Genomic DNA, 17,491 nt, shown 5'->3' on the forward strand with positions numbered 1-17,491 from the left:
CTTAGCGGCGCAGCGGCCGTCTCGGCCAGAAGGGATCATAAAAGGGGTCGTAGAAGTAAGGGTCCATGTAGCGGATCTCCACCTCCTTCACCGGCGGCCACAGCTTGCTGGAGTTGGCATTGAGCACGGAGAAGCGATACTTGTGCTCGCCAATCTGGCTGTCTACCGGTTTGTCTATGGTACCCAGCACCGTCAGGCTGCGTCCCTTGGCGTACAGGGTCGGATCGACAAATCCCTCCATGATGGCCAGAAATCGGCCCGGGCTCTGCTCGGTCTGCTCCGGCACGCCGTTGGACTTGAGCGGCAGATAGACCACCTCGACGACGCTCTGATCCGCCTTGTTATGTACCGCAGAAATGACCCCGCTCCAGCGGGCAGGCTTGCCTTCCTGACCAACCAAGCCGGGCTGATAAGCCACCAGCTGGTTTGCCGGCTCATACGCCAGCTCCTTGGGTACCGAGCTGCATGCACCGAGCAGCAAGCCTGCCAACCCTATCACCATCGCACGCTTGATCATGTCACTCTCCTTTTTGGGATACAGATACCGGGCGCGTTACCAACCCTGGTGGTATGCAGTAAGAGCACCATCAATGCCACGGCTTTTCGCCGTTATTCGCGGCCCGGCAGTTTTTTCCAGGTCACCTTGTCTCGCAAATAGACAGGCGTGGCCTGCTCCACCGGCACCGCCTCCCCCGCCAGCCAGGCGGCGCGTGCCAACGGCAGCATGTCAACCGCAGCCGGGAAACGCACCTGGCTCACCGCCAGCTCTGCAGCAAGATCAGCAAGGGCTTCGCCATAAGTTTCAAAACCGGTGCCAACGTGGCTCCAGCTGCCAGTCAGCTTGCCATGTGCCAGCGTACGGTCAGCCACCAGAGCGACCGGATCGCTCACCACTTCGTCACCTACCAGCTGCATGCGGCCATCCTTCAGCTCGTACTGACCGAAGTAAACCTCCCCCATGCGCGCATCGATGGCGGTCAACACCCGCTCGGCGCCCTCCAGCCGGCGAGCACCCTGCGCCATGGCAGCCAATGTTGAGATGCCGATGAGCGGCACGCCAACGCCGAACGCCAGCCCCTGAGCCACGCTGATCCCGATCCGCACGCCGGTAAAGGAACCCGGGCCACGGCCGAAGGCGATGGCATCAAGCTCGCCCAGGGTTATCCCGGCATCGTCCAACACAGCCTGAACCATGGGCAAAATTTTACGGGTGTGATCCCGAGGCGCCTCTTCCCAGCGGGAGAACAGCGTGTCACCCACCAGCAAGGCGACAGAGCAGGCTTCGGTGGCGGTATCAACGGCCAGGATCTTCAACTCGTTCATGCTTTCCAATCTCTATAACATCAGTCAATTACATAACCGGCAAGTCCAGGACGAACTCACTGGCTGTTCAAATCAGTGTATTTTTTTCAGCGCAATCCGTTCAGGGCAGGCTGAAGGCGCACCGGCAGGCTCACTCACAGCGATCGAAGAAGTTACCCAGCGTCCCCAACGCCCGCGTACGGGGAATGGCTGGCAAACTCTTGATAAAGGTGGCGCCGTAGGGTTTGTTGACCATGCGTGGATCACAGATGACCAGTACACCGTGATCACTGCGATCACGAATGAGCCGCCCGACCCCCTGTTTCAAGGCAATCACCGCCTTGGGCAACTGTATATCGGCGAAGGGATCGCCCCCTTTGAGCTTGCAGTCATCGACCCGCGCCTTGAGCAACGGGTCGTCGGGGCTGGCAAATGGCAGCTTGTCGATGATAACACACGACAACGCAGCCCCCCGCACGTCTATCCCTTCCCAGAAACTGCTGGTGGCCACCAGCACGGCGCGGCCATTCTCCACAAACTCCTTGAGCAGTCGCTGCTTGTTATCCTCCCCCTGCAGCAAGACGGTGCGGCCAATTTCACGGCGCAGCACCTCGGCCACCTGACGCATCACCTGATGGCTGGTGCAAAGGAAAAAACAGCCCCCCGGCGTCTTGTTGATAAGGGGGATCATCAACTGGGCCAGCTGTTCGCCCCGCCCGAAGGCATTGGGCTCGGGCAGAAAACGGGGCACACACAGCCGCGCCTGCTCGGCGTAGTCAAACGGGCTGTCGAGAATAAGCTCGGCGCTGCCGGCCAGTCCCAGCTCGGCTTTGAAGTGATCGAAGCGCATATCCACCGTCAGGGTGGCAGAGGTAAAGATCCAGGCCACCTCGGGCCGCAGCACCTCGGCGCCAAACCGCTCGGCCACCGACAGCGGGGTGATATTGAGGGAAAAGTGAAGCCACGAGCAGTCATACCAGTAGGAGAAACCGGTCTGGTTGATGGCCAGCACCTCCCCCAAACGGGTGCGCAGTTCGCAGATCCGCTCGAAGGCATGATCCAGCTGCTCTCCACGCCCCAGCGCCAGTTTAAGCACCTCGTAACAGAGCCCGAGGGCATCATTGAGGCGGGCCAGTGCCTGGGCCCAGAGCGGATGGCGCAACATGTCGCGGGTATTGCCGCGCCCGCCATCCACCCCGAAGGCGAGACGCAAGTCCTGACTGGCGATGGAGAGCCGGTCCGCCGCCTTGCCAAGCTGCCCCATGTCGTGCGCCTCGGCCCGATAGGCCAGCTGCATATCCTGCGCCAGATCCTGGATGGTGCGACTGCCCACCGACTTGCCGAAGTAGTTGGTGGCGATCTCCGGCAGCTGGTGCGCCTCGTCGAACACATACACCTGTGCTTCGGGCACCAACTCGCCAAATCCCGTGTCTTTCACCGCCATATCGGCGAAGAAGAGGTGATGATTGATCACCACTACCTGGGCATCCATGGCGCGGCGGCGAGCCACTACCAGATGGCAGTCGTCGTAATAGGGGCAGTCGCGACCGAGGCAGTTGTCGTTGGTGCTGGTGACATGGGCGAGGATCTCGGCGTTCTCCTGCAATCCAGGAATATCCCCCACATCACCATTGTCGCTGGCGGTAGACCAGGATTTGACCTTGACCAGATCGTTGAGGATGTCGGGCTTTTGCAGATGGGATTCACTAAGCAGCCGATTCATCCGCTCTATGCACAGATAGTTGCTTCGCCCCTTGAGCAGGGCTACTGGTGGTGTGTAACTGAGCGCGCCTGTGATGGTCGGGAGATCCCGGTAGAAGAGTTGCTCTTGCAGGTTCTTGGATCCGGTGCTGATCACCACCCGCTTGCCGGATTCCAGCGCTGGCACCAGATAGGCGTAGGTCTTGCCGGTGCCCGTGCCCGCCTCCACCAGCAGGCGGCCACCACTCTTGATGGCGCTGGAAACAGCCTCGGCCATGGCCAGCTGCGGGGCGCGGGCAACAAAGCCGTCGATGTGGCTGGCCAGAGGGCCATCTGGCTTGAACAGGGTCTGGATGGTCAAAGGGGCGTCCCGCTGCAAAAGCGGGCATTATGCCAAAAGCGTGGCGAAAGCGGGACTGATAATGCGTTCAGACGAAGAGATCGATCTGATGGTCGGGGTCCGGCTTGTGATCATCCTCTTCTGCCTTTGGCTGATCACGCTTGGCATTGGGATAGGCTTGCTGGCGCTGCTGGGATTCGCCGTTGTCCGTGCTGGTCTTGCGCAACTGGTGTTTCTTGCTGATCTGGGTCACTTCCCGCTTGATGTCGTCAGGATTCGGGGCAGCAGGCGCTCTGGGCAAAATGGGGAATAACAGGTCCTGGCTTGGCATGATCTCGACTCCTCTGGGGCATCTTGTCTAGTTATCGACCAGAAAACCGTTTTCTTCACTTTAATCGATGAAATCACAATTTCGGGTTGCTTTTTCTGTCAAGGAAGGTAGTTTAAATCGAGCGTCAACTACGACATCTTCTTTGTAAAGGATTGATTACATGAAGTTCACCCTGCTGAAGACTCATCACCACCATCATCATCCCGACTAGTCTTTCAGGAGGTTGACTGCTGGAAGACACTTAACTGGTGACTTCCAAAAGGACCGCAAGATTCATAAACCCTCGGAAGCACATACTTCCGAGGGTTTTTTCGTTTTTGACTAGAAGGAAATCGAGCAAATGGAAACACAACGCCTGCGTATCGCCATGCAAAAGTCCGGTCGTCTGAGCCAGGACTCCCAAGCCCTGTTCAAGAGCTGCGGCCTCAAGATAAACCTGCGGGAGCAGCGTCTCATCGCCCATGTGGAAAACATGCCCATCGACATACTGCGGGTGCGTGATGACGACATCCCCGGTCTGGTGATGGAAGGGGTGGTCGACCTTGGCATCATAGGTGAAAACGTGCTGGAAGAAGCGCAGCTCATTCGCGCCTCCCAGGGACTGCCTGCACAAGTGAAAACCCTCAAGCAGCTGGATTTCGGGGGTTGCCGCCTCTCGCTGGCAGTACCGGACGATGTCGCCTACACAGGGCCCGAAAGTCTGGCAGGCAAACGCATCGCCACCTCTTACCCGGGTCTGCTCAAACGCTTCTTCGATGAGAAGGGGCTCAATTTCAAGAGCGTCATGCTGGGCGGCTCGGTGGAAGTGGCACCGCGCGCGGGTCTGGCCGATGCCATCTGCGATCTGGTCTCCACCGGTGCCACCCTGGAAGCCAATGGTCTCAAAGAGGTGGAAGTGATCTACCGCTCCAAGGCGGTGTTGGTGCAGGCCCCCAACCCCTTGAATGAGGCCAAACAGAAGCTCATCGACAAGTTGCTGCCCCGCATCCAGGGGATGCAGCAGGCCCGCGAGAGCAAGTACATCATGCTGCACGCCCCGAAAGACAAGCTCGATGCCATCACGGATCTGCTGCCGGGCGCCGAGCGCCCCACCATCATGCAGCTGGCCGGTGACACCAATCAGGTGGCCCTGCACGTGGTTTCCAGCGAGACCCTGTTCTGGGAGACCATGGAGCAGCTCAAGGCCCTCGGCGCCAGCTCCATTCTGGTGCTGCCCATCGAAAAAATGATGGAATAAGGAAGGGACATCATGCAGACCCTGATCTGGAAAACCCTCTCCCCTGCCCAGCAGGCCGACGTGCTGACCCGCCCTGCCCTCAATGACGAGGCCGATATCGGCGCAGTGGTAAAGGAGATCATCGCAGCCGTCCGCAGCCGTGGCGACGAGGCCCTGCGCGAGCTGAGCCTGCGCTTCGAGCGCGCCCCCCGTGAACAGCTGCGTGTCAGCGAGACCGAAATCGAGGCCGCTTGCGGGCGTCTGGATGACGACATCAAAGACGCCATCAAGGCTGCCATTGCCAATATTCGCACCTTCCATGCAGCGCAAGCACAGCCCGTGGTGCGGGTAGAGATCCAATCCGGCGTGGTGTGCGAGCTGCGCACCCACCCCATCAGCCGGGTCGGTCTCTATGTGCCTGGGGGCAGCGCGCCGCTCCCCTCCACCGTCATGATGCTGGCCATTCCGGCAGGCCTGGCCGGTTGTCGTGAAGTGGTGCTCTGCACCCCGTCCCCCGCCAGCGACGAGATACTGTTTGCCGCCCGCGCCTGCGGGGTCGAGAAGGTATTCGCCATCGGCGGTGCTCAGGCCATCGCCGCCATGGCTTATGGCACGCAGACGATCCCCAAGGTGGACAAGATCTTCGGCCCGGGCAACGCCTACGTGACCGAGGCCAAGGGGCAGGTTTCCCGCGACTGGTGCGGCGCCGCCATCGATATGCCCGCCGGCCCCTCCGAGGTGCTTGTGATTGCCGACGAGAGCGCCAATCCCGCCTTCGTGGCGGCAGATTTACTTTCTCAGGCCGAGCACGGCCCCGACAGCCAGGTAGTGCTGGTCACCACCTCGCCGCTGCTGGCCGATGCTATTGCGGGCGAGATCAAGCGCCAGTTGGCCCAACTCAGCCGCCGCGAGATCGCCGCCAAGGCGCTGGGTTCAAGCCTGGTGATCCTTTGCGACACGCTGGATGAGGCCTGCGCCATCTCCAATGCCTACGCCCCGGAGCACCTGATCGTGCAGACCCAAGCGCCCCGCGAGCTGCTGGACCAGCTCGAGAACGCCGGTTCCATCTTTCTGGGCCAATGGACGCCGGAGTCGGTGGGGGATTATGCCAGCGGCACCAACCACACCCTGCCCACCTACGGCTATGCCCGTACCTGCTCGAGCCTGGGGCTGGCCGATTACCAGCGCCGCTACACTGTGCAGGAACTTAGCGTCGAGGGCATCCAGGGGCTCGGCCCCATAGTCCAGCGCATCGCACAGGCCGAGGGGCTCGATGGACACAAAAATGCCGTGACGCTGAGATTGAATGCACTGCAAAAGGAGCGGACATGAATAACACCGCACCAAGGGGGCTCGATGCCCCCATCAATAACGCCGTCACCCTCAGGTTGAACGCCTTAGCCATTGAGTCACAGCAAAACGCACAGCAGAAGGATTTGTCATGAGCATCGCCAATCTGGCTCGCCGCGTGGTGCGGGCTCTCACCCCCTATCAATCCGCTCGCCGCATCGGCGGCAAGGGGCATGTCTGGCTCAACGCCAACGAGGCGCCGCAGGCCTATCCCTTCACCATCGAGGGAAGTCGTCTCAACCGCTATCCCGAGTGCCAACCGGCCGAGGTAGTCAACGGCTATGCCGCCTATGCGGGGGTCAACCCCGACCAGGTGCTGGTCAGCCGTGGCGCCGACGAGGCAATCGAACTGCTGATCCGCACCTTCTGCGAAGCGGGGGAAGATCAGATCCTCATCTGCCCGCCTACCTACGGTATGTACGCCATCAGTGCCGAGACCTGTGGCGTCGGTATCGTCGAGCAGCCGCTTACCGCCTGTCGTCAGCCGGACTGGCCCGCCATCGCTGACCGTCTGTCTGATGTGAAGCTGGTGTTCCTCTGCTCCCCCAACAACCCCACAGGGGATCTGGTGGGCCGAGACGGCCTCATCACCCTGCTGGAGAAAGCACGCAATCGCGCCATTATCGTGGTGGACGAGGCCTACATCGAATTTTGCCCCAAGGCGTCCGTGGTGGACTTGCTGGCCCGCTTCCCCAATCTGGTGGTGACTCGTACCCTCTCCAAGGCCTTTGCCCTGGCCGGGATCCGCTGCGGCTTTACGCTGGCAAGCACTGAGGTCATCGCCATGCTGGCCAAGGTGATTGCCCCCTATCCCATCCCGGATCCCATCGCCCAGATAGCGGCGCAGGCGCTCTCCCCCATGGGGCTGGAGTTGATGCAGGAGCGGGTCGCCGAGCTCAACAAGCAGAAGGCGCTTATCAAGACAGCGCTGGCAGCGCTGCCTTGTGTGAGAGAAGTATTCGAGGACAAGGGCAACTTCATTCTGGTGCGCTTCGTTGACAGCGCCGCCGTGTTTGCCGCCATGAAAGCTGCCGGCATCATATTGCGGGATTTCTCCACCAAACCGGGCCTTGAGAACAGCATTCGCATTACCATCGGCTATCAGAACGAAATGGATGCCGTGCTTGCAGTCCTGCGTGATCAGCCCGTCAGTTTATAAGGATGTAATTTATGAAGACCCCGTTTTTGTTTATCGACCGCGACGGCACCCTGATCGAGGAGCCGGTGACCGACAAGCAGGTGGACAGCCTCGCCAAGCTGCGCTTCGAGCCCATGGTGATACCAGTACTGCGCGAGCTGCAGGCTGCCGGTTACGTGCTGGTGATGGTGACCAACCAGGATGGACTGGGCACCGCCAGCCTGCCGCTGGAGAACTTCCAGCCCCCTCACGACCTGATGATGCATCTCTTTGAATCCCAAGGAGTGAACTGGGAGCAGGTGCTGATCTGCCCCCATTTTCCCACCGACGGTTGCAGCTGCCGCAAACCCCACCTCGGGCTGGTGAAGGAGTATCTCGCCTCGGGTCGCATCGACTTTGCCAACTCCTTCGTGATTGGCGATCGCCAGACCGATCTGCAGCTTGCCGAGAACATGGGCATTGGTGGCATTCGCTACCACCCGCAGGATCACAACTGGCTCACCATTCGTGATCAGCTGCTATCCAAGGGGCGCGTGGCCGAAGTTGAACGCTACACCAAGGAGACCCGCATCCAGGTAGCCGTTGATTTGGACCCTTCTGCCACAAACAAGAGTGGCGGCAACCAGATCGCAACCGGCATCGGCTTTTTTGATCACATGCTGGATCAGATAGCGACCCACGCCGGTTTCAGGCTCAAGCTGAACGTCAGCGGTGATCTGCACATCGACGATCACCACACGGTGGAAGATGTGGGACTTGCGCTGGGTCAGGCCATGCGCCAGGCCCTTGGCAACAAGCGCGGCATAGGCCGTTTCGGCTTCGTGCTGGCGATGGACGAGGTGCAGGCGGTGATCGACGCACGTCCCCTCACCGAGCAAGAAGTGAGTACGGCACTGGATCTCAGCGGTCGCCCCTACTTCGTGTTTGACTGCCCGAGCGGCTTTGGCCGCGACAGCGTGGGCGAAATGGCAACCGAAATGGTGCCCCACTTCTTCCGCTCCTTGTCGGATGCCATGGCCATCACCCTGCAGATGAAGGTGGGCAGCGGCAACACCCACCACCAGGTGGAAGCACTGTTCAAGGGCTTTGGCCGCGCCCTGCGTCAGGCCATCCGGGTGGAAGGGAGCGAGCTCCCCTCCAGCAAAGGGGTATTGTGATGGATATGAGCAAGCAGAAGCGGGTCATTATCGGCACAGCAGTGATGGTGAAAATCTCGCCAATCGACATAGGTAAGGCACGATGAACAATCAGAAACTGGTCATCATCGACACCGGCTGCGCGAATCTGGCCTCGGTCAGAATGGCGTTCGAGCGCCTCGGCGTGCAACCGCTGGTTTCCAGCAAGGCGGCCGATATCGAGCAGGCTGACAAGCTGATCCTGCCCGGCGTCGGCACGGCGGTGGCCGCCATGAAGAACCTCAACGAACGGGGGCTGGTGCCCCTTATTCGCGCCGCCACACAGCCGTTGCTGGGCTTTTGCCTCGGCATGCAGATGCTGGCGGAGGCCTCTGAAGAGAGCATGGGCACGCAAGGTTCGCCAGATACGCTTATCGACTGCCTTGGCATAGTGCCTGGCAGGATCCGGCTGATGGAGGTGGGCAATTTACGCCTGCCCCATATGGGCTGGAACCAGATTGAGCACGACGAAACGCACCCGCTGCTGAACGGCATTCCAAGCGGCAGCTACTTCTACTTCGTCCACTCCTACGCGTTGGAGGTGACAGAGGCGACACTCGCCACCTGCGATTATGGCCAGCCCTTTACCGCCATCGTGAGCCGGGACAACTTCTTTGGCGCCCAATTCCACCCGGAGCGCTCAGGCGCAGCCGGTGCCCGTTTACTGAAAAACTTTCTGGAGCTGTAACAAGGATGATTATTCCCGCCATCGATTTGATAAATGGTCAGGTCGTACGTCTCTATCAGGGGGACTATGACCAGAAGACCGAATACAGCAGCAGCCCCCAGGCCCGCTTCGACGAATATGTCTCCCAGGGCGCGGTGCAGCTGCATCTGGTGGATCTGGATGGCGCCAAAGAAACACAAGCCCGCCAGTTGCCCCTGCTGACCCAGCTGCTGTCGGCTACTGAAGCGTCTGTACAGGTCGGTGGTGGCGTGCGCACCGAGCAGGATGTGGCAGACCTATTGGCCGCCGGTGCCAGCCGGGTGGTGATAGGCTCCACCGCCGTCAAGTCCCCGGATCTGGTAGCAAGCTGGATGGAAAAATATGGCCCCGAGCAGATAGTGCTGGCGCTGGACGTCAATATCGATGCACAAGGCAATCGCCATATCGCAGTGGCAGGCTGGCAAGAGAACAGCGGCGTGACCATAGAGGCGCTGATCGAGCGTTTCCTCCCTGCCGGTCTCAAGCATGTGCTCTGCACCGACATCAGCCGCGACGGCACCCTTTCCGGCACCAACGTCGAGCTCTATCGGGATCTTTGTGCCCGCTACCCGAGCGTGGGCTTCCAGGCCTCCGGCGGTATCGGTGGCATCGCGGATATAGAGGCGCTCAAGGGCACAGGGGTCAAGGGGATCATCCTCGGTCGCGCCCTGCTGGAGGGCAAGTTCTCGGTGGGCGATGCCATCGCCTGCTGGGCCAATGGCACGCAAGGCTGACGGCCTGGCCAGCAGGCATGACAGCACAGAGGTTGGACAAACGTCTCTCCATCAAGGGGTAGGTCGAGGTAAGTCCTTATTACTTGGTAACAATTGACTCTATACTCGACTGATTGAAACAAGTCATGGAGGACTTATGTTCACATCTCACGCCGCCACCATACTGATCGTCGATGACTCGCCCGAGAATTTGATGGTGCTGACCGGCCTGCTCTCGCCCACCTACCGGGTGCTGGCTGCCCAGAGCGGAGAGAAGTGCCTGCGGATTGCCACTGGCAAGACACTGCCGGATCTCATTCTGCTGGATGTGATGATGCCGGGCATGGATGGTTATGAAGTGCTCAAACAGCTGCGTACAAACCCAGAGACCAGCCGTATCCCTGTGGTGCTGCTCACCGCCCTCGCCGACAGCCAGAGTGAAGAGTATGGACTGTCGCTGGGAGCGGCCGACTACATTACCAAGCCCATCAAGCCGGCCATTGTTCAGGCACGGGTACGCACCCAGCTGGAGGCCAAGCAGGCCCGCGACGGCCTGCAGAGCCAGAATACGGCGCTGGAGGCCGAAGTGGCGCGGCGGATGACAGAAAACGATCTGATCCAGCAGGTCTCCATCCGCGCGCTCGCTCACCTGGCGGAGATTCGGGATCCCGAAACCGGCAATCACATCTTGCGCACCCAGGGCTATGTTCGACTGCTGGCCAATGCCCTCGCCAGCCACCCCCGCTTTATCGATACCCTGACCCCCCGCTACATCGATCTGCTGAGCCGCTCCGCCCCCTTGCACGACATCGGCAAGGTGGGTATTCCCGACCATGTGCTGCTCAAGCCCGCCAAGCTGACAGTAGAGGAGTGGGAGGTCATGCGTACCCACGCCAAACTCGGTAGCGATGCCATCGAGGAGGCCGAACGGGATATTGAGCAACCGCTGGCGTTTCTCACCCTGGCCAAGGAGATCGCCCACTGGCACCACGAAAAGTGGGATGGCAGTGGCTATCCTGACGGCCTGCGTGGCGATGAAATTCCTCTCTCGGCCCGCTTGATGGCATTGGCCGATGTGTTTGATGCCCTCATCAATGTACGGGTCTACAAGGCCGCCATGCCCTATAACGAGGCGAGAGCCCTGATCCTCAGTGGCACAGGCCAGCATTTCGATCCGGACGTGGTGACGGCGTTTGGCAACCATTTCGACCAGTTCGTTGCCATCGCAGAGCGCTACACGGATGAAAACGAGGCTCCGCATGGCTGATCAGCCGCCACTCACCCGAGCCTATGTTCTCAATATCGTCCTCACCTATGCCGCCGTGGCGAGCCTGTGGATCCTGCTCTCCGACAAGGCGGTGGAGTGGCTGTTCAGCACACCCAACCAGTTCGCCCTGGCCAGCACCATCAAGGGCTGGCTGTTTATCCTCATCACGGCGCTCATGCTCTATACCATGCTGCGCCGCCGTATCGACATGCCGGTGGTCACCGCAGCGCCCTCCCGTCGTCAACTGCTGCCCTTTATCCTGATCAACGGTCTCACCCTGGCGCTGACCGGCATGGCCATCGCCCAGAATATCAGCCACACCCAGGACAAGGAGGTGGCCCGGATCGAGGCGATTGCCGATCTCAAGAGCAAACGCATCACCGAATGGCTCAAGGCCCGTGAACGGGATACTCATCTGCTGGCCGAAAACACCCTCTACACCGGGTTATATCGCCAGAGAGATGACGCCCCCCAGAGTAATGGTCGTGAACAACTGATGGCCCAGCTGGCCGAATTCATCTCCATCAGGGGCTTCAGTGCAGCGACCCTGTTCAGCCCGGCAGGAAAAACGCTATGGCAGACATCTGGCGCAGGCAGCTTGAATTCAAGGCTGCGTCATGCCTTTACCAAGGTAGAGGCAGGCCATGTCATGCGAGTGGGCCCCTACCTCGATGAGCAGGGACAACCCAGGCTCGACTTCATCGCACCGCTGCCCATCAAAGGAGCCCCTTCCCCCTTCATTGTGCTGCAGATCACCTCAAGCAATTGGCTCAACAATATTCTCAAGCAGTGGCCGATCCCGGACAGCAGTGGTGAAGCCCTGCTGTTTCGCAAGCAGGGCTATCAGGTGCAGTTTCTCAATGACGTGCGCTACCGCCCCGCCTCGGCCCTCACCCTGCAGATCCCCATCAGCAACGGCACCTTGCTGGCAGCCCAGTTTCTCAATGGCGGCGCCCGTGAAGGTCACCAGCAGGTGTTCTTTGGCAAGGATTACCGCGGTATCGAGGTCTTTGGCACAGTACACACCGTCATGGGCACCGACTGGTATCTGCTGGCCAAGATAGACAAGGCGGAGCTCAACCAGGCAGCGTTCAGGGAGAGCGTCTGGATCGGGCTCATCGGCCTGCTGGTGCTGTTCATTGCCAATACGGGCATCATATTGCTGCGCCAGCATACCCAGCTCTATATGGCCGAGCAGATCCGGCTATCCCAGGCGGGCCGCCTGCAGGCGCTGCAACTGCTCTCCGCCATTGCCGACAGCTCGGAAGATGCCATCTTCGCCAAGGACATGGAGGGCAAGTACATCCTCTTCAACCGCGCCGCCAGCCAGTTCGTCGGCAAGTCAGCCGCCGAGATGCTGGGCCAGGATGATCAGGCCATTTTCCCCCCTGATCAGGCACGCATGCTGATGGAGCTGGGCCAGCAAGTCATTGCCAATAACAAGGTGCAGACCCAGGAAGAACATCTGACCCTGCCCTGTGGTGAACGGGTGTTTCTCGCCACCAAGGGACCCTTGCAGGACAACGACGGCCAGGTGATCGGCATCTTCGGGATCTCCCGCGATATCACGGACTTCAAGCGGGCTGAAGCCGGATTGCGGGAACGGGAAGGGCTGTTTCGCGCCCTGGTCGAGCAATCCCTCGCCGGCATCTACATCATCCAGCAGGGCCAGCTCTGTTACATCAACCCGGGCTTCGCCCGTCTGTTCGGCCACAGCTCAACCGCCACCTTGCTGAAGGTGGGCACCCTGCATGGGCTGGCCAGCCCGAAAGACAGCGCCAGGGTCGCGGAACAGTTGCAGCGCAGCGAAGAAGAGGACACCGAGATACACACCCGCTTCACCGCCTTGCACCACGACCATCAGAACATAGAGGTAGAGCTGTACGGGCGACGCGTCGATTATCGCGGCAAGCCTGCAGTACTGGGTCTGTTGCTGGACGTCACCGAACGGGAACAGGTCGAACAGGCACTGACCCAGCAGGCCACTGAGCTGCGTCAGCAAAACAACGAGCTGGAACGGTTCAACAAGGTGATGGTGGACAGGGAGCTGACCATGCTGGCCCTCAAGCACCAGATCAATACGCTGTCAGTCCAGCTGGGACAACAGCCGCCTTATCCCCAGGCCCCCACACCGCCGGAGGAACTCCTATGATGAGCTGGTCTCAGCTGTTGCATGTCCGCCAGCCCTGGCAGCAGTGGGGGGCGTGCCTGCTGGCCGTTCTGCTACCCATCCTCATGTTGCAGATCCGGGTACAACTGCCCATCGCCTTTGGTGAGCGACCGCTGCTGGTGCTCTTCATGTTGCCCATCATCGTCTGCGCCCTGCTCGGTGGCTTACTGCCCGGCCTGCTCAGCACCCTGGTGAGTGCATTGGCAACGGCATTTTTTATGTTGCCACCCCTCCACTCTCTCACCATTGCCGCCGGTCAGGATCTGGTGCAATGGGGGATTTTGAATGCCAATGGCATCCTGATCAGTTTGCTCAGCGCCGCCATGCACAGATCCCGTGCCATGGAAAGCCAACGCTGGCAGGAGCTGATGAATATCCAGTCCCGTCTGCAACAGAGCGAAACCCGCTTCCAGGCCACCTTCGAGCAGGCCGCTGTCGGCATCGCTCTGGTCGCCCCTGACGGCAAGTGGTTAAGGGTCAACCAGCGACTGTGCGACATGGTCGGTTATCAGGCTGACGAGTTGATGGGCATGACTTTTCAGCAGATCACCCACCCGGACGATCTCTTTATCGATCAAGCCTATGTTGGCCAGATGCTGGCGGGCGAGCGGCCTCACTACACCCTGGAAAAGCGCTACCTGCGCAAGGGGGGCGACATACTCTGGATCACCCTCACAGTGGCGCTGGTCCGCGATCTCAAGGGAGAACCCGACTACTTCATCTCGATCATCGAGGACAATCAGCAACGCAAGGAGACAGAAGCAGCCCTGCGGCGCAACGAGGTGATACTGCATGAATCCCAGCATCTGGCCAAGATCGGCAACTGGCGCTGGCACATTGCCAACAACAGCCATTTCTGGTCGCCGGAGATCTACCGCATCTATGGCCGTGACCCGGGCTTGCCCCCTGCCGTCTATCCCGAAGTGAAAAAGTACTTTACCCAGGAGGGGTGGCGCGCCATCGCCCAGTCCGTCGAGCGCTGCCTGCAAAACGGCCAGCCCTACGAGTGCGATGCGGAGGTGCTCCACGAACAGGGTGACCCTGTCTGGGTCATCGCCCGTGGCGCCGCCTTGCGCGACAGCAGTGGGGCCATCGTCGAGCTCTATGGCACTGTGCAGGACATCACCGAGCGCAAGCTGGCCGAACAGCAACTGCTGCACAATCAGCAGGTGGCGCTCGATACCCAGCGCCGCGCCCGGCTGGCGGCACTGAATCTGATGGACGATGCCATCAGCGCCCGTATTCGCGCCGAAACCACCAGCACGGCCTTGCGCGACAGCGAGCAACGCCTGTTGATGGCCCAGGAAGGGGCCCACGTCGGTATCTGGGAGTGGGACATACTCAGTGGCCGCCTCTTCTTCTCCCCCGAATGTGCCCGCCTCTATGGCCGCAGCGTTGAGCAACTCTGCGAATTTCACATCTGGCAAGGCTGCCTGCACCCGGACGACAGGGCACGCATCGACCAGCTGCTGTCCGAGCTACCACACACAGACACACCGCTCGATATCGAGTTTCGCATCTTGCTGCCCACTGGCGAGGTACGCTGGCTGGTGAGCAAGGGCAGCGTCTATCGGGATGCACAGCAGCGCCCGGTGCGCCTGCTCGGCATCAATCTGGACATCACGGAGCGCAAGCAGGCAGAGCAGCAGTTGCGCCAGCTGTCACTGGCACTGGAACAGAGCCCGGACGGCGTCTTCATCACCGATATCCAGGGGCGTATCGAATACGTCAACGTCGCCTTCCTCGCCGCCTGCGGGTATCAGCAACACGAGGTGATTGGCCAGACCCCCACACTGTTGCGTTCAGGCCTCACCCCCAAGGCCACCTACATCACGCTGTGGGATGCGATTCATCAGGGACAGCGCTGGCATGGGGAGTTCATCAACCGGCGCAAGGATGGTTCACACTACCAGGTGCTGGCCACCGTCTCCCCCATCCGTCAGGAGAACGGCGAGGTCACCCACTATGTGACGGTACAAGCCGATATCACGGAGAAAAAGCAGCTCGGCGAGGAGCTGGATCAATACCGCTACCACCTGGAGGAGATGGTCAACGAGCGCACCCTGCAACTGGCCCAGGCCCACCAAAGAGCAGAGAGCGCCAACCGGGCCAAGAGTGCCTTCCTCGCCAACATGAGCCACGAGATCCGCACCCCCATGAATGCCATTCTGGGGCTGACCTATCTGCTCAAACGCGATACACCGGATCACACCCAGCATGATAGGTTGGAAAAGATCGACAATGCCGCCCAACATCTGCTCACCATCATCAACGACATTCTGGACCTTTCCAAAATCGATGCAGGCAAGATGGTACTGGAGCAGGGCGACTTCTCCCTCACCGCCATGCTGGACAACGTCAGTGCCCTGATGAGCGAACAGGCCCGCGCCAAGGGGCTCACCATCATTGTCGATATCGGGGATTCCCCCGCCTGGGTCCACGGCGATATCACCCGACTGCGTCAGGCACTGCTCAACTATGCGGCCAACGCCATCAAGTTCACCGAGCAGGGCTCCGTCACCTTGCGGGTACGGGTCGAACGGCCGCTTTCCAACGGGTATCTGCTGCGCTTCGAGGTGGAAGACACGGGCATCGGCATCAGCCCGGATCAGCGCGAGAAACTGTTCCAGGCCTTTGAACAGGCTGACGCCTCTACCACCCGGAAATACGGCGGCACCGGGCTGGGCCTCGCAATCACCAGTCGACTTGCCACCCTGATGGGGGGAGAGGTCGGCGTGGAAAGCACCCAGGGCAAAGGCAGCTGCTTCTGGTTCACCGCCCTGCTTTCACTGGGCCAGGGCGAACCGCAGCAAGCAGGACAGCTCGAACAGGCAGTGCAGCAGGCGCTCTTTTTCTCCAACCATGCCAGGGTGCTGCTGGTGGAGGACAATGCCATCAATCGCGAGGTGGTACTGGAACTGCTCAACAACAGCGGCCTCATCATCGAAACTGCCGTCAATGGCCAGGAAGCGCTGGAGAGAGTCAGTCAGCATCCCTTCGATCTCATCCTGATGGACATACAGATGCCGCTGATGGATGGCTACACTGCCACTCGCGCCATCCGCACCCTGCCGGGTTGGGAGCAGACGCCTATCCTGGCGCTGACGGCCAGCGCCTTTGAAGAGGACAGAAAGGCGTGCAAGGCTGCGGGCATGAACGACTTCATCGCCAAACCCGTCACCCCGGCCAAGCTGTTCGAAGCGCTGCAACAGTGGTTGCCCACCAGCACACCCGTACAGCCCAAATACCAGCGCCGGGCCAGTGACACCCTGATCGCCCCCCTCGTCCGGTTGCAAAGCTTACCGGGACTGGATCTGCAACAGGGGTTGGCCACGCTGCAGGGCAACCAGACCAAATACGTCGCCCTGTTGCGCCATTTCGCCAGCGAGCACTGCCAGGACATGGCACTGCTGACCAGTCATCTGCAAGCAGGCGATCAGACCAGTGCCACCCGACTGGCCCACACACTGCGCGGTGTCGCCAGCACACTGGGATTGGTGACTCTGGCAGAGCAGAGCCTGCAACTGGAGCAAACGCTCTCTGGGGATGGCAGTGAGCTGACCGACCAGATGTCCGCCATTACCGAGGTGCTTGCCACCCTGCTCGAACAACTGGGGGAGGAAGATCCGGCCCCTGCAACCATGCCAGCCCCCCTCACCAGCCATTGGCAGCAGCAGTTGCTGCGCCAGATTGAGGGCCTGCTGCTGCAAAGCGACACCGCTGCCATCCCCCTGTTCGAACAATATGCCGGCCCCCTGCTCATCAGTCTTGGGCCCAAAGGGGACACGCTGGCGCGGCAGCTGAAAATGTTCGATTTTGACGGCGCCCTCATCACCATCCGCAGCCTGCAAGCAGAAGAGGGGCACTCACCGGTAGCTCCCGATGCATCAAGCCGGCATCAGGGGGCGACGAATCAAGATAAAGGGTTGAATCACTGAATAAAGTCATGCATATAGTGTTGGTTCCCCTGTCGAACACGTTCCCTTGCGGCCACGTTTTCGCCCGGCTGGGCACCACCTGTTGAAGCATGCCGACGATCTTCACTCATTGGCCGTCTGACGCCCGCGTCATCCGGCAATAAC

13 protein-coding genes and 1 other annotated feature are annotated in these 17,491 nt (G+C 60.4%); of the genes, 9 read left to right on the top strand and 4 right to left on the bottom strand.

Features of this window, described 5'->3' with window-relative positions; all coding sequences use genetic code 11:
- Nucleotide 1 precedes the first annotated feature (1 nt).
- The 4 genes from GWQ27_RS07695 to GWQ27_RS07710 all read right to left on the bottom strand — a co-directional run bounded on the left by GWQ27_RS07695 (nucleotide 2) and on the right by GWQ27_RS07710 (nucleotide 3,674).
- Nucleotides 2-517: a Slp family lipoprotein gene (locus tag GWQ27_RS07695; protein ID WP_275907057.1), complete on the bottom strand. Its 516-nt coding sequence runs from the start codon at nucleotides 515-517 to the stop codon at nucleotides 2-4.
- Nucleotides 518-609: 92 nt separating this feature from the next.
- On the bottom strand, nucleotides 610-1,323 hold the full coding sequence (tsaB, locus tag GWQ27_RS07700) for a tRNA (adenosine(37)-N6)-threonylcarbamoyltransferase complex dimerization subunit type 1 TsaB (protein WP_275907058.1): 714 nt from the start codon (nucleotides 1,321-1,323) through the stop codon (nucleotides 610-612).
- Nucleotides 1,324-1,453: 130 nt separating this feature from the next.
- A complete protein-coding gene (locus GWQ27_RS07705) occupies nucleotides 1,454-3,364 on the bottom strand; it encodes an ATP-dependent DNA helicase (RefSeq protein WP_275907059.1) in 1,911 nt (636 codons plus the stop codon).
- A 67-nt stretch (nucleotides 3,365-3,431) separates the two neighbouring features.
- Complete coding sequence (locus GWQ27_RS07710; protein ID WP_212539773.1) at nucleotides 3,432-3,674, bottom strand: hypothetical protein; 243 nt, start codon at nucleotides 3,672-3,674, stop codon at nucleotides 3,432-3,434.
- 186 nt (nucleotides 3,675-3,860) lie between these two features.
- Nucleotides 3,861-3,985 (top strand) — a sequence feature (His leader region).
- Nucleotides 3,986-4,014: 29 nt separating this feature from the next.
- Between GWQ27_RS07710 and hisG the strand changes: the two genes are divergently transcribed.
- The 9 genes from hisG (at nucleotide 4,015) to GWQ27_RS07755 (ending at nucleotide 17,347) form a co-directional block, all read left to right on the top strand.
- Nucleotides 4,015-4,911, top strand: coding sequence for an ATP phosphoribosyltransferase (gene hisG / locus GWQ27_RS07715; RefSeq protein WP_005311391.1), 897 nt, complete (start codon nucleotides 4,015-4,017; stop codon nucleotides 4,909-4,911).
- A 12-nt stretch (nucleotides 4,912-4,923) separates the two neighbouring features.
- Nucleotides 4,924-6,222 carry a histidinol dehydrogenase gene (gene hisD / locus GWQ27_RS07720; RefSeq protein WP_275907060.1) on the top strand — a complete coding sequence of 433 codons (1,299 nt, stop codon included), beginning with the start codon at nucleotides 4,924-4,926 and terminating at the stop codon, nucleotides 6,220-6,222.
- Between the two features lie 109 nt (nucleotides 6,223-6,331).
- Nucleotides 6,332-7,399, top strand: a complete 1,068-nt coding sequence (gene hisC / locus GWQ27_RS07725; RefSeq protein ID WP_275907061.1) for a histidinol-phosphate transaminase — start codon at nucleotides 6,332-6,334, stop codon at nucleotides 7,397-7,399.
- 11 nt (nucleotides 7,400-7,410) lie between these two features.
- Nucleotides 7,411-8,535: a bifunctional histidinol-phosphatase/imidazoleglycerol-phosphate dehydratase HisB gene (gene hisB / locus GWQ27_RS07730; protein WP_275907062.1), complete on the top strand. Its 1,125-nt coding sequence runs from the start codon at nucleotides 7,411-7,413 to the stop codon at nucleotides 8,533-8,535.
- An 82-nt stretch (nucleotides 8,536-8,617) separates the two neighbouring features.
- A complete protein-coding gene (hisH, locus tag GWQ27_RS07735; protein ID WP_234576488.1) occupies nucleotides 8,618-9,241 on the top strand; it encodes an imidazole glycerol phosphate synthase subunit HisH in 624 nt (207 codons plus the stop codon).
- 5 nt (nucleotides 9,242-9,246) lie between these two features.
- On the top strand, nucleotides 9,247-9,993 hold the full coding sequence (hisA, locus tag GWQ27_RS07740; RefSeq protein ID WP_275907063.1) for a 1-(5-phosphoribosyl)-5-[(5-phosphoribosylamino)methylideneamino]imidazole-4-carboxamide isomerase: 747 nt from the start codon (nucleotides 9,247-9,249) through the stop codon (nucleotides 9,991-9,993).
- Between the two features lie 136 nt (nucleotides 9,994-10,129).
- Complete coding sequence (locus GWQ27_RS07745; RefSeq protein WP_275907064.1) at nucleotides 10,130-11,239, top strand: two-component system response regulator; 1,110 nt, start codon at nucleotides 10,130-10,132, stop codon at nucleotides 11,237-11,239.
- Nucleotides 11,232-13,391, top strand: coding sequence for a PAS domain S-box protein (locus GWQ27_RS07750; RefSeq protein WP_275907065.1), 2,160 nt, complete (start codon nucleotides 11,232-11,234; stop codon nucleotides 13,389-13,391). The genes GWQ27_RS07745 and GWQ27_RS07750 overlap by 8 nt, the downstream gene beginning before the upstream one ends.
- A complete protein-coding gene (locus GWQ27_RS07755; RefSeq protein WP_275907066.1) occupies nucleotides 13,388-17,347 on the top strand; it encodes a PAS domain S-box protein in 3,960 nt (1,319 codons plus the stop codon). Before GWQ27_RS07750 ends, GWQ27_RS07755 begins: the two co-directional genes overlap by 4 nt.
- Nucleotides 17,348-17,491 lie beyond the last annotated feature (144 nt).

Source organism: Aeromonas sp. 5HA1 (genome assembly GCF_029237245.1).
Classification (GTDB): domain Bacteria; phylum Pseudomonadota; class Gammaproteobacteria; order Enterobacterales; family Aeromonadaceae; genus Aeromonas; species Aeromonas salmonicida.

Bases quoted from the DNA above. Each gene is read 5' to 3' on its own strand.
- GWQ27_RS07695 (WP_275907057.1), bottom strand. From the start codon at position 517: ATGATCAAGCGTGCGATGGTGATAGGGTTGGCAGGCTTGCTGCTCGGT.
- tsaB (WP_275907058.1), bottom strand. From the start codon at position 1,323: ATGAACGAGTTGAAGATCCTGGCCGTTGATACCGCCACCGAAGCCTGC.
- GWQ27_RS07710 (WP_212539773.1), bottom strand. From the start codon at position 3,674: ATGCCAAGCCAGGACCTGTTATTCCCCATTTTGCCCAGAGCGCCTGCT.
- hisG (WP_005311391.1), top strand. From the start codon at position 4,015: ATGGAAACACAACGCCTGCGTATCGCCATGCAAAAGTCCGGTCGTCTG.
- hisD (WP_275907060.1), top strand. From the start codon at position 4,924: ATGCAGACCCTGATCTGGAAAACCCTCTCCCCTGCCCAGCAGGCCGAC.
- hisC (WP_275907061.1), top strand. From the start codon at position 6,332: ATGAGCATCGCCAATCTGGCTCGCCGCGTGGTGCGGGCTCTCACCCCC.
- hisB (WP_275907062.1), top strand. From the start codon at position 7,411: ATGAAGACCCCGTTTTTGTTTATCGACCGCGACGGCACCCTGATCGAG.
- hisH (WP_234576488.1), top strand. From the start codon at position 8,618: ATGAACAATCAGAAACTGGTCATCATCGACACCGGCTGCGCGAATCTG.
- hisA (WP_275907063.1), top strand. From the start codon at position 9,247: ATGATTATTCCCGCCATCGATTTGATAAATGGTCAGGTCGTACGTCTC.
- GWQ27_RS07745 (WP_275907064.1), top strand. From the start codon at position 10,130: ATGTTCACATCTCACGCCGCCACCATACTGATCGTCGATGACTCGCCC.
- GWQ27_RS07750 (WP_275907065.1), top strand. From the start codon at position 11,232: ATGGCTGATCAGCCGCCACTCACCCGAGCCTATGTTCTCAATATCGTC.
- GWQ27_RS07755 (WP_275907066.1), top strand. From the start codon at position 13,388: ATGATGAGCTGGTCTCAGCTGTTGCATGTCCGCCAGCCCTGGCAGCAG.